This is a genomic window from Paraburkholderia phytofirmans PsJN (assembly GCF_000020125.1).
GTDB lineage: Bacteria > Pseudomonadota > Gammaproteobacteria > Burkholderiales > Burkholderiaceae > Paraburkholderia > Paraburkholderia phytofirmans.
The window spans coordinates 3783945-3807167 of sequence record NC_010681.1 but is presented as its reverse complement, the minus strand read 5'-3'; the positions used below and the strand labels follow the sequence as shown (position 1 = coordinate 3807167).

The window sequence follows — 23223 nt, the reverse complement described above, 5'->3', positions numbered from 1 at the left end:
CCTTCACCCGACTTACAATCGCTTGATCTTTCGCTAATTCTGCCTGTCCGCCGCACCTCGACGTGCGCGGCATCACGAGACTCACCATGGATATCGACCAGTACATGACCGACCTCGGCCGCCGCGCCCGCCAAGCTTCACGGGCGATGGCACGGGCGTCGACGGCGGCGAAGAACGCCGCGCTCGCGGCTGTTGCGCAGGGTATCGAACGCGATGCCGCGCTGCTGAAGGAAGCCAACGCGCGCGACGTCGCGCGGGCTCGCGAGAAAGGCCACGACGCCGCATTTATCGACCGTCTGACGCTGTCGGACAAAGCGCTGAAAACGATGGTCGAAGGTTTGCGGCAAGTCGCCGCGCTGGCGGATCCGATCGGCGAGATCAGCAATCTGAAGTACCGGCCGAGCGGCATTCAGGTCGGCCAGATGCGCGTGCCGCTGGGCGTGATCGGAATCATCTACGAATCGCGTCCGAACGTGACTATCGATGCTGCCGCGCTGTGCCTGAAGTCGGGCAACGCGACGATTCTGCGCGGCGGTTCCGAAGCGCTCGAATGCAACGCGGCGCTGGCGAAGCTGATCGGCGAAGGATTGGAAAAAGCGGGCTTGCCGCAGGAAGCCGTGCAGGTGGTCGCCACGTCCGATCGCGCAGCGGTGGGCAAGCTGATCACCATGACGGAATACGTCGACGTGATCGTGCCGCGCGGCGGCAAGAGCCTGATCGAGCGCTTGATGAACGAAGCGCGCGTGCCGATGATCAAGCACCTCGACGGCATCTGCCATGTGTACGTGGACGATCGGGCGGATCTGGCCAAGGCGCTGACCGTCTGCGACAACGCCAAGACGCACCGCTACGGCACGTGCAACACGATGGAAACGCTGCTGGTCGCGCGCGGCATTGCAGCGGAAGTGCTGCCGCCGTTGGGCAAGCTGTATCGCGACAAGCAAGTCGAACTGCGCGTGGACGCGGCGGCGCGCGCGGTGCTGGCGGACGCGGGCGTGGGTCCGCTCGTCGATGCCACCGAGGAAGACTGGCGCACCGAATATCTCGCGCCGGTGCTGGCGATCAAGGTGGTCGAGAACCTCGATGCCGCGATCGATCACATCAACACGTACAGCTCGCAGCACACCGACGCGATCGTCACGGAAGACCACGATCGCGCCATGCGCTTCCTGCGCGAAGTGGATTCGGCGAGCGTGATGGTGAACGCATCGACCCGTTTCGCGGATGGTTTCGAGTTCGGCCTCGGTGCGGAAATCGGCATCTCGAACGACAAGCTGCATGCGCGTGGGCCGGTGGGACTGGAAGGGCTGACGTCGCTCAAGTACGTTGTGCTGGGCCACGGCGAAGGCCGGCAATAAACACGAGGAACGCTGATGCTTTGGGTAAAGACGTTTCACATCGTTCTGATTGCTTCATGGTTCGCCGGCCTGTTCTATTTGCCGCGCATCTTCGTCAATCTGGCGATGGAAACGGAACCCGCGGCGACGGCGCGTCTGCTGACGATGGCGCGTAAGCTGTTCCGGTTCATGACGTTTATTGCGGTGCCGGCGCTGGCTTGTGGGTTGTGGTTGTGGCTGGTGATCGGGATTGGGCGCGGGCAGGGGTGGATTCATGCCAAGGTCGGCGTGGTGGTGCTGCTTTTGATTTACCACGCTTATTGCGGTGTGCTGCTGCGGACGTTCGAGCGGGGAGAGAATCGTCGCTCGGATAAGTGGTATCGGATGTTTAATGAACTGCCGGTGCTGGGGATGTTGGCGGCGGTGGCGTTGGTGGTGATTAAGCCGTTTTAGGATGGGGTTTTGATTTTATAGAAGGCGGTTTGCCGGGTTCGGCAAACCGCCTTTTTTATGGGCGGCGCTGGGGCGCGATGCGGCGTTCTAGGCCGAATGGCTAGTTCGCTTGCCAGCCTATATTGGGACGGCCGATGCACGTGCGGGGTGATTTATAATTTCCGCACCATCGGCACCAACCGGTGGTCGGGTTTGACAGCCCGCGCTTGAAACCGCACACCCGCCCAGGCGGGTCGTGCGTCTATCTCTGCACGTCTGTATTTTCTATGGGCGGGCTGTGGTGGAGGAGCCGCAAGGCTCGCCGGATTGTTTCAAGCCCGGTCTGTCAACTTCGCTACATGCCCGCTCACCCTCTTTGCAAGCGAGTGTCGGGCGATCCAGGTAAGTTTTAGGGAGATCGCACCATGAGCAAGTCCAACAAAAAGCAACCCGCCTCACGTCCGCCAGTCGATGCCTTGCAGTACGAAAAACTCGCCATGTCGGCATTCGGTTCGTGCGAACGACAACTGACTCAACTCAACAGACTGGCCACACTTGCGACCTCGATATATAGGAATCCTGCACTGACGAACCACGAACGACGCAGCCGTCAAGTGCTGCTCGAGTTGCTGGTTGAAACGTGCGAGGAGTATGAGCGGGAAGTCGAATGCGACCGCGAGTTGTATCAAGTGATCGCGCTCGATGCGCGTGGGATTGCTCATCGACGGATTACGGCTGGCGGTGCGGCGAAACTGCTTGCAGGTGCGCAAAAGCAAGAGGCAGGTTCTGCAAGAAGTGCGGCGATGACGCGCAAACCGGCGGAACGCAAAACCGATCCCGCGTTGGCTGTGGCTTCGCACTGAGAGGGGCTTAGATACGTTGCGGCAACTAAGAAGAGACGCGATTCGATCGAATCAGGGCTCTTCGGACTTGGCGATACCGCACGTTGCGTGCGCGCTTATGTGCCGCCCCCATGTGCGCCTCGTTCTACAACGGATGACATGCCCACGCCTGCTCGCGGCGGTGGCGTTGATGGTGATCAAGCCGTTCTGAGCTTTGGGTTTTGCGCAGTTTGATAGCTCGATTCCAATTTGTTTTACAGAGGAAGGGCGGTTTGCCGGTTGGCGAGCCGCCCTCTTGCCGGGTTACCAAGAAACTGCGCGGGAAACCGCACCGGGGCCAGGCATAGAAAAAAATCCCACAACCTCGTCTTGATCGCCCGTGGATGCGAAGCTATGCACCGGTCCAAATTGCGATCACGGCGTCTTTTATGCTGGCGATGTTACTTTGACAATTCGCCACCGCGTCGGGCCATCTGTGATCTGACAATTCGCCAAACACCCTCACGTTTCTGAAACGCATCGACGAACACGTAATCCACCGGCGTTACGCCCGGTGCGGCGCGATACCTGTTGGTGCCGGTCACGGATGCGGTATCTCCGCGAACCACGACAATCAGGTCGTCCAGATCTTGAGTGGACGTCATGGATGGCGGCGGCGCTTGCAGCACATCCTCCTTGGTGCGCGTTGCGCCGGTAGGGGTGCGCTCGATATAGCTGTCGTCCAACAGTTCCCTCACCGTTTCCTTGTCGCCGACTGCCGTTGCGCGGACCCACGTTTGCTCCATTGCCGTGATGACGTCCTCGTCGGACTTCGGCTGGGCAAGGGCGTGAGAGCCAATCATCGCCAATCCCCAAACTATTGCAAGACAGTGCTTTCTCATTTCAGCCGCTCCTTTCATACCGCGCTTAACGTTTAATTTCTTAGTTTGATTGGTGGAGCTACCAAGAAAAATAAGACTTTTCTTAGTTAACGGGGGGTGCCAAGAATATTCCCAAAGATACGTAGAACATTCCTCGCTTTAAATCCATGCCATCTCGCTTGTCTTGGGCGATTTCCGTACATTTCAGGCCGTTTCGGATTCATCTTATTTAGTTCGGTCCTTCTGAAATTTAGATTTACGTCATCGTCAGAGGGTTAATGAGATAGCGCTTCGTGATGTTGGTCTCCCGATTGTTCTCGCGTGATTCCTTTCCGAACCTCTGACATCGAAAGTTCTTCGCGTGGCTTGTGCCAGGTGAGTTCAGAAATTTTTTTTGGAATTTGGAACGTGAATAAGTCTTATAAATCGGTCTGGAACGAAACCACAGGTACTTATGTGGCAGCGTCGGAAACAGCGAAGGCGCGCGGGAAGAAAACGAGCAGCGGGAAAGCGCTGGCCATGGCGCTTGTGGCTGGCGCTACTGCGCTGCAGGCTCATGCTGGCGCGTTGGATGGCGGTACCGTGAATACAGGTACAGGACAGATCGCCTACGGCACCGGCGCGATCACAGGCAACGCGACCAGCCCAGGCGGCAGCTATGACACGGCAATCGGGTACAACTCCGTTGTCGACACCGCCACTGGTACCGCCATGTCGTCTGGAAACACGGCTGTGGGCGGGTTTTCCAATATCAACGGTGCTAAGAACAGCGTGGCTATTGGCTACAACGCCAGTATCAACGGCGGCAGTCTTGCGAACTCCATAGATCTGATTGCCATCGGCGCCAATTCCTCCGCGTCGTACGGCACAAGCATCGCCATCGGCGGCAACGCGCACGCCACACCAGCTTCGAATGGAAGCACCGGTGCTACAGGCTACGCTATCGCCATCGGTGAGAACTCGTTGGTTAGCCAGGCCGGCGGCGTCGCAATAGGGGGTGCCAGTACCGTTACGGGTACGAGCTCGATCGCGATGGGCACCACCGCTCAAGCATTGGGCAACTACAGTCAGGCGATGGGTAACCTCGCAGTCGCTAGCGGCGTGGGCGACATTGCGCTCGGTGCCTCGACAACGGCTTCGGGCGCAGGTACATGGGCAACCGCACTCGGTACCCAAGCCTCCGCGACGGGTACCGGCTCCGCCGCTGTGGGCGGCGGGGCCTTGGCGTCGGGCAACTATGGTGAGGCGATGGGTTACAGCGCCACTGCCTCTGGGGCCAACTCCACGGGTGTGGGCTATCTCGCTAACGTATCCGGCGCCAATTCTGTAGCGCTCGGGTATCTGTCCACCGCGACGGCGGACTTTTCGCAGGCGTTGGGCGGCAGGGCGCTGGCGAGCGGTATCAGATCAGTGGCACTGGGCGATGCAGCGACCGCGTCAGCCGCTTCGGCAACCGCCATCGGCCAGGCCGCGAGCGCGACGACGGCGAACTCGGTGGCACTGGGCGCGAGCTCGGTAGCAAACTCGGCGACGCTGGCAACGGCAGGCTTTACGCCGGCGGGCGGCAGCGCGATCTCGGCAGCCACGGCGGTCGGCGGTGAAGTATCGGTCGGCGCAGCAGGCAAGGAACGCCGTATCACAAACGTTGCAGCGGGCCTGAACGCGACCGATGCGGTGAACGTGAGCCAACTGCAGTCGGAAGATGCGAAGGTGAACACGGTTAACAACAACGTGAACAACCTGAGCAACAACGTGACGAACATTGCGGGCAACGTCACGAACATCAGCAACACGGTGAACAACATCACCAATGGCGGCAACGGCATCAAGTATTTCCACACGAACTCGACGCTGGCGGATTCGTCGGCGGTCGGCGTCAACAGCGTTGCAATAGGTCCGTTAGCAACCACAGCCATGGCGAACGATATCGCGATGGGTCTAAATGCAACCACTGGGGCAGGCGCGGGCAACGGCGCCGGTGCGATAGCCATTGGCGCTAATTCCACCGCATACGGCGGCAACTCTGTGGCGTATGGCGCGAACGTTGCCATCGGCTCCAGCGCAGTTGCGGGCAACTCTGGCGCGACGTCTTCACAAGCATTGGCGCTCGGCGCGAGTGCGACCGCGACGAACTGGTCCACTGACGCGATTGGCGCCTGGTCCACGGCTTCGGGCAACTACTCCTCGGCGTTGGGCTCGCAGGCTCGCGCAACTGGCGACCAGGCGACGGCCGTTGGTGCGTTCACATCTGCGACTGGCACAAACTCGACAGCGGTTGGGCAAGGCGCTAGCGCTTCGACGAATAACTCGGTTGCATTGGGCTACAAGTCGGTTGCAAATTCGGCAACGTTGGGAACGGCAGGTTTCACGCCGGTGGGCGGCACGGCGATTTCGGCCGCCACGGCTGCGGGCGAAGTGTCGATGGGCACCTCGGGTGGCGAGCGTCGCATCACAAACGTCGCAGCGGGTCTGAACGCGACGGATGCGGTGAACGTGAGCCAGTTGCAGTCGGAAGATGCAAAGGTGAACAACGTTTCGAACAACGTTTCGAACCTGAGCAATAACGTCAGCAACATCGCGGGTAATGTCACGAACATCAGCAATACGGTGAACAACATCACCAACGGTGGCAACGGCATCAAGTATTTCCACACGAACTCGACGCTGGCGGATTCGTCGGCCACGGGCACAGATGCAGTGGCGATCGGCGGCAATGCGAAAGCGACGGCAGCGAATTCGGTGGCACTCGGTTCGAACTCGACGACGACGGCGAACCTGTCGGCGGCGGGCTACAACCCGGGTACGGCTGCGCTGTCGGGCACGGCATCGGCGGCCAATGGCGAGGTGTCGGTGGGTTCGGCAGGCAAGGAGCGTCGCATCACGAACGTGGCAGCCGGCTCGGCAGCAACGGATGCAGTGAACGTCAGCCAGTTGCAGTCGGAAGATGCGAAGGTCACTAACGTCTCTAACATCCTGAGCAACATCACTAACGGTGGCGGCATCAGGTATTTCCACGCGAACTCGACGCTGGCGGACTCATCGGCAACGGGCACAGATTCGATAGCAGTTGGTCCGGCCGCAGCATCAGGTAATGCGGGCGATATCGCAATCGGAGTGGGAGCGAGCGCCGAAACGAACGCAGCTATGGCAAGCTCGGGTAACTCGATCGCGATAGGCACCGGCGCAACCACGAACCTGGGTAATTCAATAGCAATGGGTACCGGCGCTCAGGCCGGTAATCATGGGATGTCGAATGGACAGGGAATCGCCATTGGCCAAGGCGCATACGCGGTGACAGTCGCGGGAGCTTGGGGCCAGAATACTGCGTTGGGCTTCAATGCAACATCTTCAAACTATGACGCCCTTGCAGTGGGCACCGGCGCGCTGGCGACCGCCGCACATGCATCTGCTGTAGGTGGCTTTTCGACGGCGACTGGCTTCAATTCGCTGGCCATTGGCAGCTATTCCATGGCAAACGCCGGTTCGGCCGTGGCGGTAGGTAATGGCGCGATCGCGGCGGCGGCGAACTCGGTGGCACTGGGCGCGAGTTCGGTAGCGAACTCGACCACGCTGGCGACGGCGGGCTTCGCGCCGGCTGGCGGCACCGCGATCTCGGCAGCGACCGCGGCTGGTGGTGAAGTGTCTGTGGGTTCGGCAGGTGCAGAGCGTCGCATCACGAACGTGGCGGCCGGTCTGAATACGACCGATGCGGTGAACGTGAGCCAGCTGCAATCGGAGGACGCGAAGGTGAACAACGTTTCCAACAACGTTTCGAACCTGAGCAATAACGTCAGCAACATCGCGGGTAATGTCACGAACATCAGCAACACGGTGAACAACATCACCAACGGTGGTACGGGCATCAAGTATTTCCACACGAATTCGACGCTGGCGGACTCGTCGGCAACCGGTACGGATGCAGTGGCGATCGGCGGCAATGCGAAAGCGACGGCAGCGAATTCGGTGGCACTCGGTTCGAACTCGACGACGACGGCGAACCTGTCGGCAGCGGGCTACAACCCGGGCACGGCTGCGCTGTCGGGCACGGCATCGGCGGCCAACGGCGAGGTGTCGGTGGGTTCGGCAGGCAAGGAGCGTCGCATCACGAACGTGGCAGCCGGCTCGGCAGCGACCGATGCGGTGAACGTGAGCCAGTTGCAGTCGGAAGATGCGAAGGTGAACACGGTCAACAACAACGTGAACAACCTGAGCAACAACGTGACGAGCATTGCGGGCAACGTCACGAACATCAGCAACACGGTGAACAACATCACCAACGGTGCTGGCATCAAGTACTTCCACGCGAACTCGACACTGGCGGACTCGTCGGCAACGGGTACGGATGCAGTGGCAATCGGTGGCAATGCGTCGGCGACGACAGCGAACTCGGTGGCGCTGGGCTCGAACTCGGTGGCGAACTCGGCGACGCTGGCAACGGCAGGCTTCACGCCGGCGGGCGGCACGGCGATCTCGGCAGCCACGGCGGCTGGTGGTGAAGTGTCGGTGGGTGTCGCGGGCAAGGAGCGTCGCATCACGAACGTGGCAGCCGGTCTGAACGCGACGGACGCGGTGAACGTGAGCCAGCTGCAGTCGGAAGACGCGAAGGTCAATAACGTCAGCAACAACGTTTCGAACCTGAGCAACAATGTCAGCAACATCGCGGGCAACGTCACCAACATCAGCAACACGGTGAACAACATCACCAACGGCGGCACGGGGATCAAGTACTTCCACGCGAACTCGACGCTGGCGGACTCGTCGGCAACGGGTACGGATGCAGTGGCAATCGGTGGCAATGCTTCGGCGACGACAGCGAACTCGGTGGCGCTGGGTTCGAACTCGCTGGCGAATTCGGCGACGCTGGCAACGGCAGGCTTCACGCCGGCCGGCGGCACGGCGATCTCGGCAGCGACCGCGGCTGGTGGTGAAGTGTCGATCGGCGCAGCAGGCAAGGAACGCCGTATCACGAACGTCGCAGCGGGTCTTAACGCGACGGATGCGGTGAACGTGAGCCAGTTGCAGTCGGAAGATGCAAAGGTGAACAACGTTTCGAACAACGTTTCGAACCTGAGCAACAACGTCAGCAACATCGCGGGCAATGTCACGAACATCAGCAACACGGTGAACAACATCACCAACGGTGGCAACGGCATCAAGTATTTCCACACGAACTCGACGCTGGCGGATTCGTCGGCCACGGGCACAGATGCAGTGGCGATCGGCGGCAATGCGAAAGCGACGGCAGCGAATTCGGTGGCACTCGGTTCGAACTCGACGACGACGGCGAACCTGTCGGCGGCGGGGTACAACCCGGGCACGGCTGCGCTGTCGGGCACGGCATCGGCGGCCAATGGCGAGGTGTCGGTGGGTTCGGCAGGCAAGGAGCGTCGCATCACGAACGTGGCAGCCGGCTCGGCAGCGACCGATGCGGTGAACGTGAGCCAGTTGCAGTCGGAAGATGCGAAGGTGAACAACGTTTCGAACAACGTTTCGAACCTGAGCAATAACGTCACGAACATCAGCAACACGGTGAACAACATCACCAACGGTGCTGGCCTCAAGTATTTCCACGCGAACTCGACGCTGGCGGACTCGTCGGCAACCGGTACGGATGCAGTGGCGATCGGCGGCAACGCATCGGCGACGACGGCGAACTCGGTGGCGCTGGGTTCGAACTCGGTGGCGAACTCGGCGACGCTGGCAACGGCAGGCTACACGCCGGCGGGCGGCACGGCGATCTCGGCAGCCACGGCGGTCGGCGGTGAAGTGTCGGTGGGCGCGGCAGGCAAGGAACGCCGTATCACGAACGTCGCAGCGGGCCTGAACGGCACCGATGCGGTGAACGTGAGCCAGTTGCAGTCGGAGGACGCGAAGGTGAACACGGTCAACAACAACGTGAACAACCTGAGCAACAACGTCAGCAACATTGCGGGCAATGTCACGAATATTAGCAACACGGTGAACAACATCACCAACGGTGGCAACGGCATCAAGTACTTCCACGCGAACTCGACGCTGGCGGATTCGTCGGCAACGGGCACGGATGCTGTAGCAATCGGCGGCAACGCATCGGCGACGACGGCGAACTCGGTAGCACTGGGTTCGAACTCGGTGGCCAACTCGGCGACGCTGGCGACGGCAGGCTTCACGCCGGCTGGCGGCACGGCGATCTCGGCAGCCACGGCGGTCGGTGGTGAAGTGTCGGTGGGCAAGTCGGGTAGCGAGCGTCGCATCACGAACGTGGCAGCGGGCCTGAACGGCACCGATGCGGTGAACGTGAGCCAGTTGCAGTCGGAGGATGCGAAGGTCAGTAACGTCAGCAACAACGTTTCGAACCTGAGCAATAACGTCACGAACATCAGCAACACGGTGAACAACATCACCAACGGTGCTGGCCTCAAGTATTTCCATGCGAACTCGACGCTAGCGGACTCGTCGGCAACCGGTACGGATGCAGTGGCGATCGGTGGCAACGCATCGGCGACGACGGCGAACTCGGTGGCGCTGGGTTCGAACTCGGTGGCGAACTCGGCGACGCTGGCGACGGCAGGCTTCACGCCGGCGGGCGGCACGGCGATCTCGGCAGCGACCGCTGCTGGTGGTGAAGTGTCGGTGGGCGCGGCGGGCAAGGAACGTCGCATCACGAACGTGGCAGCGGGCCTGAACGGCACCGATGCGGTGAACGTGAGCCAGTTGCAGTCGGAGGACGCGAAGGTGAACACGGTCAACAACAACGTGAACAACCTGAGCAACAACGTCAGCAACATTGCGGGCAATGTCACGAATATCAGCAACACGGTGAACAACATCACCAACGGTGGCAACGGCATCAAGTACTTCCACGCGGACTCGACGCTGGCGGACTCGTCGGCAACGGGTACGGATGCAGTGGCAATTGGTGGCAACGCATCGGCGACGACGGCGAACTCAGTGGCGCTGGGCTCGAACTCGGTGGCGAACTCGGCGACGCTGGCAACGGCAGGCTACACGCCGGCGGGCGGCACGGCGATCTCGGCAGCCACGGCGGTCGGCGGTGAAGTATCGGTCGGCGCAGCAGGCAAGGAGCGTCGCATCACGAACGTGGCAGCGGGCCTGAACGGCACCGATGCGGTGAACGTGAGCCAGTTGCAGTCGGAGGATGCGAAGGTCAGTAACGTCAGCAACAACGTTTCGAACCTGAGCAACAACGTCACGAACATCAGCAACACGGTGAACAACATCACCAACGGTGGCTCCGGCCTCAAGTATTTCCACGCGAACTCGACACTGGCGGACTCGTCGGCAACCGGTACGGACGCTGTGGCAATCGGTGGCAACGCATCGGCGACGACGGCGAACTCGGTAGCACTGGGTTCGAACTCGGTGGCGAACTCGGCGACGCTGGCGACGGCAGGCTTCACGCCAGCGGGCGGCACGGCGATCGCGGCGGCCACCGCAGCTGGTGGTGAAGTATCGGTCGGCGCAGCAGGCAAGGAGCGTCGCATCACGAACGTGGCAGCGGGCCTGAACGGCGCCGATGCGGTGAACGTGAGCCAACTGCAGTCGGAAGACGCGAAGGTGAACAACGTTTCCAGCAACGTTTCGAACCTGAGCAATAACGTCAGCAACATCGCGGGCAATGTCACGAATATCAGCAACACGGTGAATAACATCACCAACGGTGGCAACGGCATCAAGTATTTCCACGCGAACTCGACGCTGGCGGACTCGTCGGCAATGGGTACGGATGCAGTGGCAATCGGTGGCAATGCTTCGGCGACGACAGCGAACTCGGTGGCGCTGGGTTCGAACTCGCTGGCGAATTCGGCGACGCTGGCAACGGCAGGCTTCACGCCGGCGGGCGGCACGGCGATCTCGGCGGCCACCGCAGCTGGTGGTGAAGTATCGGTCGGCGCAGCAGGCAAGGAACGCCGTATCACGAACGTCGCAGCGGGCCTGAGCGCGACGGATGCGGTGAACGTGAGCCAGCTGCAGTCCGAAGATGCGAAGGTCAATAACGTCAGCAACAACGTTTCGAACCTGAGCAACAACGTCAGCAACATTGCGGGCAATGTCACGAATATCAGCAACACGGTGAACAACATCACCAACGGTGGCAACGGCATCAAGTATTTCCACGCGAACTCGACGCTGGCGGACTCGTCGGCAACCGGTACGGATGCAGTGGCGATCGGCGGCAACGCATCGGCGACGACGGCGAACTCGGTGGCGCTGGGCTCGAACTCGGTAGCGAACTCGGCGACGCTGGCGACGGCAGGCTTCACGCCGGCCGGTGGCAGCGCGATCTCGGCAGCCACGGCGGTCGGTGGTGAAGTGTCGGTGGGCAAGTCGGGTAGCGAGCGTCGCATCACGAACGTGGCAGCAGGCCTGAACGGCACCGATGCAGTGAACGTGAGCCAGTTGCAGTCGGAAGACGCGAAGGTCAGTAACGTCAGCAACAACGTTTCGAACCTGAGCAATAACGTCACCAATATCAGCAACACAGTGAACAACATCACCAACGGTGGCAACGGCATCAAGTATTTCCACGCGAACTCGACGCTGGCGGACTCGTCGGCAACCGGTGCGGATGCGGTGGCGATCGGCGGCAATGCTTCGGCGACGACGGCGAACTCGGTGGCGCTGGGCTCGAACTCGACGACGACGGCGAACCTGTCGGCAGCGGGATACAACCCGGGCAGCGGCACGTTGTCGGGTATGGCTTCGGCAGCAAACGGCGAAGTGTCGATGGGTTCCGTAGGCAAGGAACGTCGCATCACGAACGTTGCAGCCGGCTCGGCCGCAACGGACGCGGTGAACGTGAGCCAGTTGCAGTCGGAAGACGCGAAGGTGAACACGGTTAACAACAACGTGAACAACCTGAGCAACAACGTCAGCAACATCGCGGGCAATGTCACGAATATCAGCAACACGGTGAACAACATCACCAACGGTGGCAACGGCATCAAGTATTTCCACGCGAACTCGACGTTGTCGGACTCGTCGGCAACCGGTACGGATGCCGTAGCAATCGGCGGCAACGCATCGGCGACGACGGCGAACTCAGTGGCGCTGGGCTCGAACTCGGTGGCGAACTCGGCGACGCTGGCAACGGCAGGCTACACGCCGGCGGGCGGCACGGCGATCTCGGCAGCCACGGCGGTCGGCGGTGAAGTGTCGGTCGGCGCAGCAGGCAAGGAACGTCGCATGACAAACGTCGCAGCGGGTCTTAACGCGACGGATGCGGTGAACGTGAGCCAGTTGCAGTCGGAAGACGCGAAGGTGAACACGGTCAACAACAACGTGAACAACCTGAGCAACAATGTCAGCAACATCGCGGGCAACGTCACGAACATCAGCAACACGGTGAACAACATCACCAACGGTGGCAACGGCATCAAGTATTTCCACACGAACTCGACGCTGGCGGACTCGTCGGCAACGGGCGTGGATGCCGTAGCAATCGGCGGCAACGCATCAGCGACGACGGCGAACTCGGTGGCATTGGGCTCGAACTCGGTGGCGAACTCAACCACGCTGACCACGGCAGGCTTCAACCCGGGCGGCAGCGCAATCTCAGCAGCGACCGCTACTGGCGGTGAAGTGTCGGTCGGCGCGGCAGGCAAGGAACGCCGCCTCACGAACGTCGCAGCGGGTCTGAACGCGACGGACGCGGTGAACGTGAGCCAACTGCAGTCGGAAGACGCGAAGGTGAACCAGATCGGCACGAGCACGGCTTCGTCGCTGGGCGGCGGGTCGACCTACAACACGACGACGGGCACAATCACGAACCCCACGTACGTGGCCGGCGGCTCGACGTTCAGCAACGTGGGCGACGTGGTCACGAACATCGATAACCGTACGACGCAGAACACCACTGAAATCAAGAACCTGACGACGAACATCAACAACGGTTCGGTGGGTCTGGTGCAGCAGGATTCGACGTCACGCAACATCACGGTGGCGAAGGATACCGACGGCGCGATGGTGGACTTCACGGGCACGGCAGGCACGCGCACTCTGACGGGTTTGACGGCCGGCGCGGTGAACGCGATGAGTGTGGACGCCGTGAACGGTTCGCAACTGTACGGCGTGAGCCAGTCGACCGCGGATGCGCTTGGCGGTGGTTCGACGGTGAACCCGGATGGCACGATTTCGGCGCCGACGTACGTGGCCGGTGGCTCGACCTTCAACAATGTGGGTGAGGTGATCACCAACATCGACGGTCGCGTGACGCAGAACACCACGGCAATCAGCAACATCAACAACGTGCTGAATAACATCAACAGTGGTTCGGGCGTCACATACTTCCACGCTAATTCCTCGTTGGCTGATTCGCAGGCGACGGGCATGGAATCGGTAGCGATCGGCGGTAACGCCCAGTCGCTGGCGGCGAACTCGGTTGCATTGGGTTCGAACTCGGTGGCTAATCGTGTCAACACCGTGTCGGTCGGTTCGGCGGGTAACGAACGCCAGATCACCAACGTGGCGGCTGGAACGGCCGATACGGATGCGGTGAACGTCGCGCAGTTGAAGGCGTCGGGCGTGATCAATCCGGACGGCACGACCAATGCTGCCGTGACCTATGACCGCAAGGCGGACGGTACGACCAACTACAACAGCGTCACGATGGGTAACGGCGCTGCAGGCGGTACGACGATCCACAACGTGGCAGCAGGCACGGCCGGTGACGATGCAGTCAACGTCAACCAGATGAACGCGGTGATCTCCGCCGTCACGAACATTGCCACCGCGGCGAGCAACCCGATGTTCGCAGCAGACGGCAACCGTGACACGGAAGCAGCAGTCGCCAGCGGCACGCATTCCACGGCGATGGGCGCGAACGCGAAGGCGACCGGGGCCAACTCGGTGGCACTGGGTGCGAGTTCGGTGGCGGACCGTGACAACACGGTGTCGGTCGGCTCGGCGGGCAACGAACGCCAGGTCACCAATGTGGCAGCCGGTACGGCAACGACCGACGCAGTCAACGTCGGCCAGTTGAACGAAGCAATCGGCTCGTCGCTCGGCAATCTGCCGGCCGGCATGACGGCAAAGGACTACACCGATAAGCAGATCAATTCGGTGCAGAACAGCGTCAGCCAGGTCGCGAAGAACGCCTACGCAGGTATCGCGGCAGCTACCGCGCTGACGATGATTCCGGATGTCGATCAAGGCAAGACGATCGCGGTCGGTGTCGGCGGCGGCACGTACAAGGGTTCGCAGGCTGTCGCGCTCGGCGTGTCGGCACGTATCACCGAGAACTTGAAGATGAAGGTCGGTGCGGGTACGAGCTCGCAAGGCACGACGGTGGGCCTGGGTGCTTCGTACCAGTGGTAAATGGTGTGACGGATGGGGCGCAAGCCTCGTCCTGTCAGCCGGGTCTGCTCTGACTTAACTGCAAGCGCGCTCTTGTCCGCAATGCACGCGGCAAGGGCGCCGCTTCAATTGACTGAATCCGTGAAAATGAACGTAACTCTTTTCAAATCCTTGCGCGCGCTGTTGCTCGGCGCGTTTGTGACATTCCTTGCTGCATGTACCGCCCAATCGGGGGCGACTTATACGCTTCACGCGATCAGCGTGCCGAATCAGCAGGCGCCGATCTACCGGGTGAGTTGCTCAGGACTCTTCCAAAGCTCGCAGACCTGTGTGCGGGTCGCCGAGGAAACCTGTAAGGCCCAGCCTGTGACGTGGGTGGAAGCAGTCGATCGCGTAAGCGGCGGCGCGCCGAAGCAAGATCCGCGCGAATGGACCTTCATGTGTGGCAAGCCGGTCATGCAACAGCCGACCCCGCAGCCGGTCGCGCAACAGCCTGCTCCGCAGGCAGCGCCGCCACAACCGGCTCCGCAGTCGCAAGTGAAGCCGGTGGTTCCGCAGGTTCGTCTACTGCTGCAAGGCAACGCCAACTTCGCCACTGACAGCGCGGCGCTTAGCTCGGTTGCGAAGGAAAACCTCGACCGCTTCATGAACGTGAACCAGGGCGTCAACCTGCATCGCGTGACGGTGACGGGTTATACCGACAAGACAGGTTTGGAAGCGCATAACCTCAAACTGTCGCAAGCGCGCGCTGCGGCTGTCATGCAATATCTGCGAGACGGCGGTCTCCACGCCGATCAGTTCGTCGCGCGTGGTCTCGGCAGCGCTGATCCAGTGGCGCCGAATGCGACGGCCGAGGGCCGCACGCAGAACCGTCGCGTCGATGTCCGCGTGTTCGCCGAGTAAGCAGCGACACGCATCGTTTGATGTTCGACCCCAAAGGCCTGCCATCGCGCAGGCCTTTTTATCCGCACCCCTTCAACCTTCGCCGTCAATCCTCAACCGGCCGATCACCCCTTTCGCCTGCCCAACCCGCTCCACCAACTCAGGCCCACGCTTGAGCGCGACGCCCACCGCGAGAATATCGCCGATCGCCAGATGCGACATGCGCGATGTCATCGGCGAAAACACGTCGTTTTCCTCGACCACGTTCGAGAACAGGCAAATCGACGCGACACGCGCAAGCGGCGAACTGCCATGCGTGATCGCGATCACTTTCGCGCCGCGAGCGAGCGCCGAGCGCGCCGCTTCGATGATGTCGCGGGTTCGACCCGTGTTGGACACCGTGACCACGACATCGCCAGGCCCCAGCAGCGCCGCCGACATCGAGTAAGTATGCGGATCGGAGTACGCGACGCTCGGCATGCCGAGCCGAAAAAACTTGTGCTGGATATCCTGCGCGGCGATGCCCGATCCGCCCGCTCCATAGAATTCGATACGCGCCGCGTTCGCTAGCAACTCAACGGCCGCTTCCACGCTATCCGGCGACAGGCTGTTGCGCACCTCGATCAGCGTGCCGATGGTTCGATCGAACACTTTGGCAATCAGTCCGGGCGCGCCTTCATCCGGCCGCACATCCCGATAGACGGTCGGCACGCCCGACGCAATCCCCTGCGCCAGCCGTATCTTGAACTCGCGAAACCCCGAAAACCCGAGCGCATGACAGAACCGCGCGATGGTTGGCTGACTCACGCCTGCGCGCGCGGCCACTTCCGTCATCGACAGATCGAGCACCTCGCGTGGCGCCTCGATCACGTAGTCGGCGAGTTTGCGCTCGGAGGGCCGCAACTGCTCGCGCATCTCTTCCACCTGGGACAGCATCATTGGAAAACTCGCACTATGCTGAAGAATGCGTGGACTATATACCGATTGCCGGAAAGGTACAAAAACTACATTTTAGCCCGTAGGTGTAATCCCTAGGTTTCGAATGAAACCCGCGAAGTCAAAGCCCATGGGCGTTTTAGGCAGTTTGAATATGCCGCAGCGCAGCAGCAATGAACATTGCGATCGTGTAGTTTTTCTACTAAGATGGCGTCGTCAACTGATTCGACATCCCCGCGATACCTACCTGGCACAGTGCGCGCACACGCACCTCTTCAGCCAGCGACGAAGGAGCTCCGATGGTTTCCCCGCATTCGCAATTGTTGAAGGTCACGCAACGTGTGGTCGAGCGCAGCAAGCCGACGCGTGAGGCGTATCTCGCCCGCATCCACCAGGCGCAGGGCAAGTTTCCGGCGCGCGGCGCGCTCTCCTGCGCCAATCTCGCTCACGGTTTCGCCGGCCTCGAAGGCAACGACAAGCTCGTCATCAAGCAGATCCGCGAGCCGAACATCGGCATCGTGTCCTCGTACAACGAAATGCTGTCGGCCCATGCGCCGTACAAAAACTACCCGGACATCATCAAGCAGGCCGCGCGTGAAAACGGCGGCGTCGCGCAATTCGCGGGCGGTGTGCCGGCCATGTGCGACGGCGTCACGCAGGGCAATGCCGGCATGGAACTGTCGCTGTTCTCGCGCGAAGTGATCGCGATGAGCACTGCGGTCGCGCTCACGCACAACATGTTCGACGCGGCGCTGTGCCTCGGCATCTGCGACAAGATCGTGCCGGGCCTGCTGATCGGCGCGCTGCAGTTCGGCCATATTCCGACCATCTTCGTGCCGGCCGGCCCGATGGGCAGCGGCCTGTCCAACGACGACAAAGCCAAGACGCGCCAGCTCTTCGCGACTGGCCAGTGCGACCGCGGCGCGCTGCTCGAAGCGGAAGCCGCCGCGTATCACAGCCACGGCACCTGCACGTTCTACGGCACCGCGAACAGCAATCAGATGCTGATGGAAGTCATGGGCCTGCATCTGCCGAGTTCGGCTTTCGTGCATCCGCATACGCCGCTGCGCGACGCGCTGACCGCGCAAGCCGCGCGTCGTGTGCTGGAGCTGACCGTAGAACGCGGCAACTACACGCCGATCGGCCACGTGGTCGATGAAAAAGCGATCGTCAACGGTATCGTCGCGCTGCTGGCGACGGGCGGCTCGACCAACCACACGCTGCACCTGGTCGCGATTGCACGCGCGGCGGGCATCGTGATCGATTGGGACGACTTCGACACACTGTCGCAAGCCGTGCCGCTGCTCGCGAAGATTTATCCGAACGGCAAGGCCGACGTGAACCACTTCCACGCGGCCGGCGGCGTCGCGTTCCTGGTGCGCAATCTGCTGGAAGGCGGTTTGCTGCACGAAGACGTCAACACAGTCGCGGGCAAGGGCCTGAAGCATTACACCGAAGAGCCGAAGCTGATCGACGGCAAGCTGCAATGGGTGCCGGGCGCGCAAGCCAGCGAAGACACGGCGGTGCTGCGCGGCATCAAGGAACCGTTCCAGCCGGACGGCGGTTTGCGCTTGATGCAGGGCAAGCTCGGGCGCGGCGTGATCAAGATTTCCGCGGTGGCGGCGCAGCATCGCAAGGTGAAGGCGCCGGCGATCGTATTCGATTCGCAGGAAGCCGTGCAGGAAGCATTCGACAAGGGCGAGCTGAAGCGCGACTTCATCGCCGTGGTGCGCTTCCAGGGCGCGCGGGCAAACGGCATGCCTGAGCTGCATCGTTTGACGCCGCTGCTCGGTGTGTTGCAGGATCAAGGTTTCCATGTTGCACTGGTCACGGACGGCCGCATGTCCGGCGCGTCGGGCAAGGTGCCGGCGGTGATTCATCTGTCGCCGGAAGCGTTGCTGCAAGGGCCGATCGGCAAGGTGCGCACCGGCGACATGCTGGTGATCGACGCCGAAGCCGGCGTGCTCGACATCGAGATCGACGCAGCCGAATGGGCAGCCCGCCCTAACGCCGTGCCGCAGCATCAGGCGGAAAACGAAGTCGGCTTCGGCCGCGAACTGTTCAGTGTATTCCGTGCGGCGGCGGCGCCGGCGGAGCAGGGTGCGTCGGTATTCGGCGCGATGGTGGGCGAGCGTTCGGCTCATCACGGCGAAGCAGCCAAAGCTCACACCGCAAAACACACAAGCACCACTCACGCCAGCTAAGTGCTGCAGAACAAGGAGTCTGACTATGACGTCGAAAACAGTAAGCGATATCGTGCGCCTCGGCCCGGTGATTCCGGTGCTCGCGTTCGATTCGGTCGAGCAGGGTGAGAACGTGTCGCGAGCGCTGCATGCGGGCGGCGTGAAGGTGCTGGAAATTACTTTGCGCACCGCAGCAGGCCTCGAAGCGATCGAACGTGCGAGCCAGTTGGCCGAAGATATCGTGGTCGGTGTCGGCACGATTACGAAGCCCGAGCACTGCGCTCAGGCCAAGAAGGCGGGCGCGCAGTTCGGCGTCTCCCCTGGCTTGACGAGAGACATGCACAAGGCCGCGCAGGATGCGGGCTTGCCGCTGTTGCCGGGTGTGATGACGCCGACGGACATCATCACGGCGCTGGAACTCGGCTATGAGATCGTGAAGTTTTTCCCGGCGCAGCAAGCCGGTGGCGTGCCGATGCTGCAAGCATTCCACGGCCCGTTCCCGAATCTGAAGTTCTGCCCGACCGGCGGCATCACGGCGGAAACGGCGACGCATTTCCTGTCGCTGCCGAACGTGGTGTGCGTGGGCGGCTCGTGGCTCACGCCGAAAGCCGCGCTCGCCGCGCAAAACTGGGACGAGGTCACGCGTCTGGCGCGTGCCGCGAGCCAGTTGGCGGCACCGGCTCACTAAGTTCAAGCCGCGCGCTCGTTAACCCGTTATCCAAGGTCCGACACAAAGGAGCCTCGTCGATACAGCTGCTCAGGCTGTCTTGGCGAGGCTCTTTTGCGATATGCGCGCAGAATTGGCGCACGTTTGCAGATAACAAACAGTAAAATTCAGCGTCCGCGCGGTCAGCCCGGTTTCAAGGTGCCGCACAGGCCGCCATGAGACAAGGTGCTGGCTGTGTTCCGCACGCACTCAAATCAATAACGCAAAAAGGAGGGGCTTCATGGAAGCTGTCCACGGCAGCACGCTGCTGGTCTTCGCGGTGATCGCCATCGCATTGCTGATCCTGCTGATCACACGCTACAAGGTCTATCCGTTCCTCGTTCTGATCATCGTGTCGCTGCTGCTGGGTCTTGCATCCGGCATGCCGATGGCGACCATCGTCAAATCGTTCGAAACGGGTAACGGCAATACCCTTGGGCACATCGCCATCGTGGTCGGTCTCGGCACGATGCTCGGCAAGATGATGGCCGAATCGGGCGGCGCCGAGCGCATCGCCACCACGTTGATCGACTTCTTCGGCGAGAAGAACATCCACTGGGCGATGATGATCGTGGCGATTATTGTCGGCTTGCCGGTGTTCTTCGAAGTCGGTTTCGTGCTGCTGATTCCGATCGCCTTCAACGTCGCAAAGCGCACCAACAAGTCGTTGCTGCTGGTCGGCTTGCCGATGGTCGCGGGTCTGTCCGTCGTGCACGGCCTGCTTCCGCCGCATCCGGCCGCGATGCTCGCGGTGCAGGCGTATCACGCGGATATCGGCCGGACCATCGCTTATGGGCTGATCGTCGGTGTGCCGACCGCGATCGTCGCGGGTCCGCTGTTCGCGTTGATGATCAGCCGCTACATCAAGCTGCCGAAAGAGAACGCGCTCGCCGCGCAATTCCTGGGTCACGGTGACGAAACCAAAAACGGCGCGCAGACCGCAGCACAGAACGTAGCACCTAAGCGCGAACTGCCGAGCTTCGGCATCACGCTGCTCACGATTCTGCTGCCGGTGATTCTGATGCTGGTCGGAAGCTGGGCCGATCTCTTCACCACGCCGAAAACCTTGCCGAACGATCTGCTGCATTTCGCCGGTAATTCGGACGTCGCGCTGCTGATCGCGGTGCTGGTGAGCTTCTGGACCTTCGGCGCGAGCCGTGGTTTCACTCGCGAGCAGATTCAGAAATTCTGCGGCGACTGTCTTGCGCCGATCGCGGGCATTACGCTGATCGTCGGCGCAGGCGGCGGTTTCGGGCGCGTGCTGATGGATAGCGGCATTTCGAAGGAAATCGTCAATGTGGCGACGGCCATGCATCTGTCGCCGCTGTTGTTCGGCTGGCTGGTGGCCGCATTGATTCGTCTGGCCACGGGTTCGGCGACGGTCGCCATGACGACCGCATGCGGCATCGTCGCGCCGATCGCTTCGGCTAGCGGCGTGCATGTCGAGCCGGAGTTGCTGGTGCTCGCCACCGGTTCGGGCTCGCTGATCTTCTCGCACGTGAACGACGGCGGTTTCTGGCTGATCAAGGAATACTTCGGTATGACAGTGGGGCAGACCTTCAAGACATGGTCGCTCCTCGAAACCATCATTTCACTGATGGGCTTGGGTTTGACCTTCGCACTCGCGGCGGTCGTGTAAGGAGTTTTTGATGATTCTGATCGCAATGGGCGTGTCGGGCGCCGGCAAGACGAGAATTGGCGAAATGCTGGCGGAACGCCTGCACTGCGCGTTCACGGATGGCGACGCGTTTCACAGCGCCGCCAACAAGGAGAAGATGCACCACGGCATTCCGCTTACCGACGAAGACCGGTGGCCGTGGCTGCAAACCATCCGCGTGGCGATCGTCGAGAAGCAGAAGGCGGGCGAAACGGCGGTGTTCACGTGCTCTTCGCTGAAACGCTCGTACCGCGACGTTTTGCGCGACGGCGACAAGGACGTGTGCTTCGTGTATCTGAAGGGTTCGCGTGAAGTGCTGGAGCAGAGGCTGACCACGCGCACCGGGCATTTCTTCGATCCGTCGCTGCTGCAAAGCCAGCTCGATACGCTCGAAGAGCCGGGACCGGACGAAGCCATCACGGTGAGCATCGAGCTGTCGCCGGAAGAGATCGTCGTCGAAGTGCTGAAGCAAGTCGAAGCTCGCAAGTGAGTTTGTTTCGCTGCTGCAAATAAAAAACCGCTCCACGGAGCGGTTTTTTTACGCCTCGACTTCAACGAGGCAATCAGCAACGAGACCGCTTAAGCGATCCGCTTAGCCAATTCGACGGCCTTGCCGATATACGAACCCGGCGTCATAGCGAGCAAGCGGTCTTTCGCATCTTGCGGAATCGCGAGGCCGTTGACGAACGTTTGCAGCGCTTCACGCGTGATGCCCTTGCCGCGCGTCAGTTCCTTCAACTGCTCGTACGGATTCTCGATGCCGTAACGGCGCATTACCGTTTGCACCGGCTCGGCCAGCACTTCCCAGCAATTGTCGAGGTCTTCGTTCAGACGCTGGGCATTCACTTCGAGCTTGTCCAGGCCGCGGATCAGCGAGTCGTACGCGAGCAGCGAGTAGCCGAACGCGACGCCGATATTGCGCAGCACCGTCGAATCGGTCAGGTCGCGCTGCCAGCGCGAGACCGGCAGCTTGTCGGCGAGATGGCGCAGTGTGGCGTTAGCCAAGCCGAGATTGCCTTCGGAGTTTTCGAAGTCGATCGGGTTGACCTTGTGCGGCATGGTCGACGAACCGATTTCGCCGGCCTTGGTGCGCTGCTTGAAGTAACCGACCGAGATGTAGCCCCATACGTCACGGTCCAGATCCAGCAGGATCGTGTTGGCGCGCGAGACCGCGTCGAACAGTTCGGCCATGTAGTCGTGCGGCTCGATCTGGATCGTGTACGGATTGAACGTGAGCTTCAGGCGCTGCTCGACCACTTCGCGCGAGAACGCTTCCCAGTCGAACTCCGGATAGGCCGACATGTGCGCGTTGAAGTTGCCGACCGCGCCGTTCATCTTGCCGAGCAGTTCGACCTTGGCGATACGATCGATCGCGCGTTCCAGGCGGGCCGCGACGTTGGCGAGTTCTTTGCCGAGCGTGGTCGGGCTCGCCGGCTGGCCGTGCGTGCGCGACAGCATCGGCTGTTCGGCGTGCGCGTGGGCGAGAGTGACGAGACGCTGATGCACCGAGCGCAGCGCCGGCAGAATCACGTGTTCGCGGGCGCCCGCCAGCATCAGGCCGTGCGAGGTGTTGTTGATGTCTTCCGACGTGCAGGCGAAGTGGATGAACTCGCTCGCGCGCTCCAGTTCCGCCTGACCCTTCACCGATTCCTTCAGCCAGTACTCGACCGCTTTCACGTCGTGATTCGTCACACGCTCGATTTCCTTGATGCGCGCGGCGTCGTGCGCGGTGAAGCGCTCGGCCAGCTGCAGCAGGAATTGCTCGGACGCTTCGGAAAAGCGCGGCACTTCGGCGAAACCGGCGCGCGAGAGCGCGATCAGCCAATGGATTTCGACCGTCACGCGATTGCGCATGAATGCGGCTTCCGAGAGCCAGTCGCGCAGGGCTTCGGTTTTCGAGGCGTAGCGGCCGTCGAGCGGGGAGAGCGCGTTCAGCGCGAACAGGGTGTCGGGGCGGGTGTCGGACATGATGGGGGCGTGGCGCAAGGATGAAAACGCGGAGGAAACTGCGGGAACCGCGAATTTTACCACCGGACGCTGACCGGCCTGATTTCGACGCGGCGTCACGCGGCGACGGCATAACGCCCGTGCAG

Annotated in this window: 12 protein-coding genes and 1 pseudogene; 10 read left to right on the top strand and 3 right to left on the bottom strand. The window is 61.5% G+C overall.

Going from position 1 to position 23223, the window contains the following annotated elements:
* The first annotated feature begins 86 nt into the window (after positions 1-86).
* The 3 genes from BPHYT_RS16770 (at position 87) to BPHYT_RS16760 (ending at position 2632) form a co-directional block, all read left to right on the top strand.
* Complete coding sequence (locus BPHYT_RS16770) at positions 87-1358, top strand: glutamate-5-semialdehyde dehydrogenase (RefSeq protein ID WP_012434332.1); 1272 nt, start codon at positions 87-89, stop codon at positions 1356-1358.
* A 15-nt stretch (positions 1359-1373) separates the two neighbouring features.
* Entirely contained in the window at positions 1374-1790 is a 417-nt protein-coding gene (locus tag BPHYT_RS16765) for a CopD family protein (RefSeq protein ID WP_012434331.1), read from the top strand.
* Positions 1791-2194: 404 nt separating this feature from the next.
* Positions 2195-2632, top strand: a complete 438-nt coding sequence (locus tag BPHYT_RS16760; protein WP_012434330.1) for a hypothetical protein — start codon at positions 2195-2197, stop codon at positions 2630-2632.
* A 419-nt stretch (positions 2633-3051) separates the two neighbouring features.
* On the opposite strand, the gene BPHYT_RS16755 is transcribed toward BPHYT_RS16760, so the two are convergent.
* Entirely contained in the window at positions 3052-3492 is a 441-nt protein-coding gene (locus BPHYT_RS16755) for a nuclear transport factor 2 family protein (protein ID WP_012434329.1), read from the bottom strand.
* A gap of 300 nt (positions 3493-3792) precedes the next feature.
* Between BPHYT_RS16755 and BPHYT_RS39645 the strand changes: the two are divergent.
* The 3 genes and pseudogenes from BPHYT_RS39645 to BPHYT_RS16745 all read left to right on the top strand — a co-directional run.
* Positions 3793-4008, top strand: a pseudogene (locus BPHYT_RS39645) (ESPR domain-containing protein); the annotation flags it as partial.
* Between the two features lie 45 nt (positions 4009-4053).
* A complete protein-coding gene (locus BPHYT_RS16750) occupies positions 4054-14787 on the top strand; it encodes a YadA-like family protein (protein ID WP_407669195.1) in 10734 nt (3577 codons plus the stop codon).
* Positions 14788-14913: 126 nt separating this feature from the next.
* A complete protein-coding gene (locus BPHYT_RS16745; RefSeq protein ID WP_041758572.1) occupies positions 14914-15669 on the top strand; it encodes an OmpA family protein in 756 nt (251 codons plus the stop codon).
* Between the two features lie 72 nt (positions 15670-15741).
* Here BPHYT_RS16745 and BPHYT_RS16740 read toward each other — a convergent pair whose 3' ends face one another.
* Positions 15742-16587 carry a MurR/RpiR family transcriptional regulator gene (locus BPHYT_RS16740; protein ID WP_012434326.1) on the bottom strand — a complete coding sequence of 282 codons (846 nt, stop codon included), beginning with the start codon at positions 16585-16587 and terminating at the stop codon, positions 15742-15744.
* Positions 16588-16883: 296 nt separating this feature from the next.
* Here BPHYT_RS16740 and edd point away from each other — a divergent pair, with 296 nt between their 5' ends.
* The 4 genes from edd to BPHYT_RS16720 all read left to right on the top strand — a co-directional run bounded on the left by edd (position 16884) and on the right by BPHYT_RS16720 (position 21620).
* On the top strand, positions 16884-18788 hold the full coding sequence (edd, locus tag BPHYT_RS16735; RefSeq protein WP_012434325.1) for a phosphogluconate dehydratase: 1905 nt from the start codon (positions 16884-16886) through the stop codon (positions 18786-18788).
* Between the two features lie 25 nt (positions 18789-18813).
* Positions 18814-19455 carry a bifunctional 4-hydroxy-2-oxoglutarate aldolase/2-dehydro-3-deoxy-phosphogluconate aldolase gene (eda, locus tag BPHYT_RS16730; protein WP_012434324.1) on the top strand — a complete coding sequence of 214 codons (642 nt, stop codon included), beginning with the start codon at positions 18814-18816 and terminating at the stop codon, positions 19453-19455.
* 259 nt (positions 19456-19714) lie between these two features.
* Complete coding sequence (locus tag BPHYT_RS16725; protein ID WP_012434323.1) at positions 19715-21112, top strand: GntP family permease; 1398 nt, start codon at positions 19715-19717, stop codon at positions 21110-21112.
* 10 nt (positions 21113-21122) lie between these two features.
* Positions 21123-21620 (top strand): gluconokinase, encoded by a 498-nt coding sequence (locus BPHYT_RS16720; RefSeq protein WP_012434322.1) that lies wholly within the window; start codon positions 21123-21125, stop codon positions 21618-21620.
* Between the two features lie 89 nt (positions 21621-21709).
* Here the strand turns inward: BPHYT_RS16720 and purB are convergent, their stop codons facing one another.
* On the bottom strand, positions 21710-23098 hold the full coding sequence (purB, locus tag BPHYT_RS16715; protein WP_012434321.1) for an adenylosuccinate lyase: 1389 nt from the start codon (positions 23096-23098) through the stop codon (positions 21710-21712).
* Positions 23099-23223: the final 125 nt, after the last annotated feature.

What these genes read in the sequence shown, in the direction of transcription:
- BPHYT_RS16770 (WP_012434332.1), top strand. Translation starts at nt 87, where the DNA reads ATGGATATCGACCAGTACATGACCGACCTCGGCCGCCGCGCCCGCCAA.
- BPHYT_RS16760 (WP_012434330.1), top strand. Translation starts at nt 2,195, where the DNA reads ATGAGCAAGTCCAACAAAAAGCAACCCGCCTCACGTCCGCCAGTCGAT.
- BPHYT_RS16720 (WP_012434322.1), top strand. Translation starts at nt 21,123, where the DNA reads ATGATTCTGATCGCAATGGGCGTGTCGGGCGCCGGCAAGACGAGAATT.
- BPHYT_RS16755 (WP_012434329.1), bottom strand. Translation starts at nt 3,492, where the DNA reads ATGAGAAAGCACTGTCTTGCAATAGTTTGGGGATTGGCGATGATTGGC.
- purB (WP_012434321.1), bottom strand. Translation starts at nt 23,098, where the DNA reads ATGTCCGACACCCGCCCCGACACCCTGTTCGCGCTGAACGCGCTCTCC.
- BPHYT_RS16765 (WP_012434331.1), top strand. Translation starts at nt 1,374, where the DNA reads ATGCTTTGGGTAAAGACGTTTCACATCGTTCTGATTGCTTCATGGTTC.
- eda (WP_012434324.1), top strand. Translation starts at nt 18,814, where the DNA reads ATGACGTCGAAAACAGTAAGCGATATCGTGCGCCTCGGCCCGGTGATT.
- BPHYT_RS16725 (WP_012434323.1), top strand. Translation starts at nt 19,715, where the DNA reads ATGGAAGCTGTCCACGGCAGCACGCTGCTGGTCTTCGCGGTGATCGCC.
- BPHYT_RS16745 (WP_041758572.1), top strand. Translation starts at nt 14,914, where the DNA reads ATGAACGTAACTCTTTTCAAATCCTTGCGCGCGCTGTTGCTCGGCGCG.
- BPHYT_RS16740 (WP_012434326.1), bottom strand. Translation starts at nt 16,587, where the DNA reads ATGATGCTGTCCCAGGTGGAAGAGATGCGCGAGCAGTTGCGGCCCTCC.
- edd (WP_012434325.1), top strand. Translation starts at nt 16,884, where the DNA reads ATGGTTTCCCCGCATTCGCAATTGTTGAAGGTCACGCAACGTGTGGTC.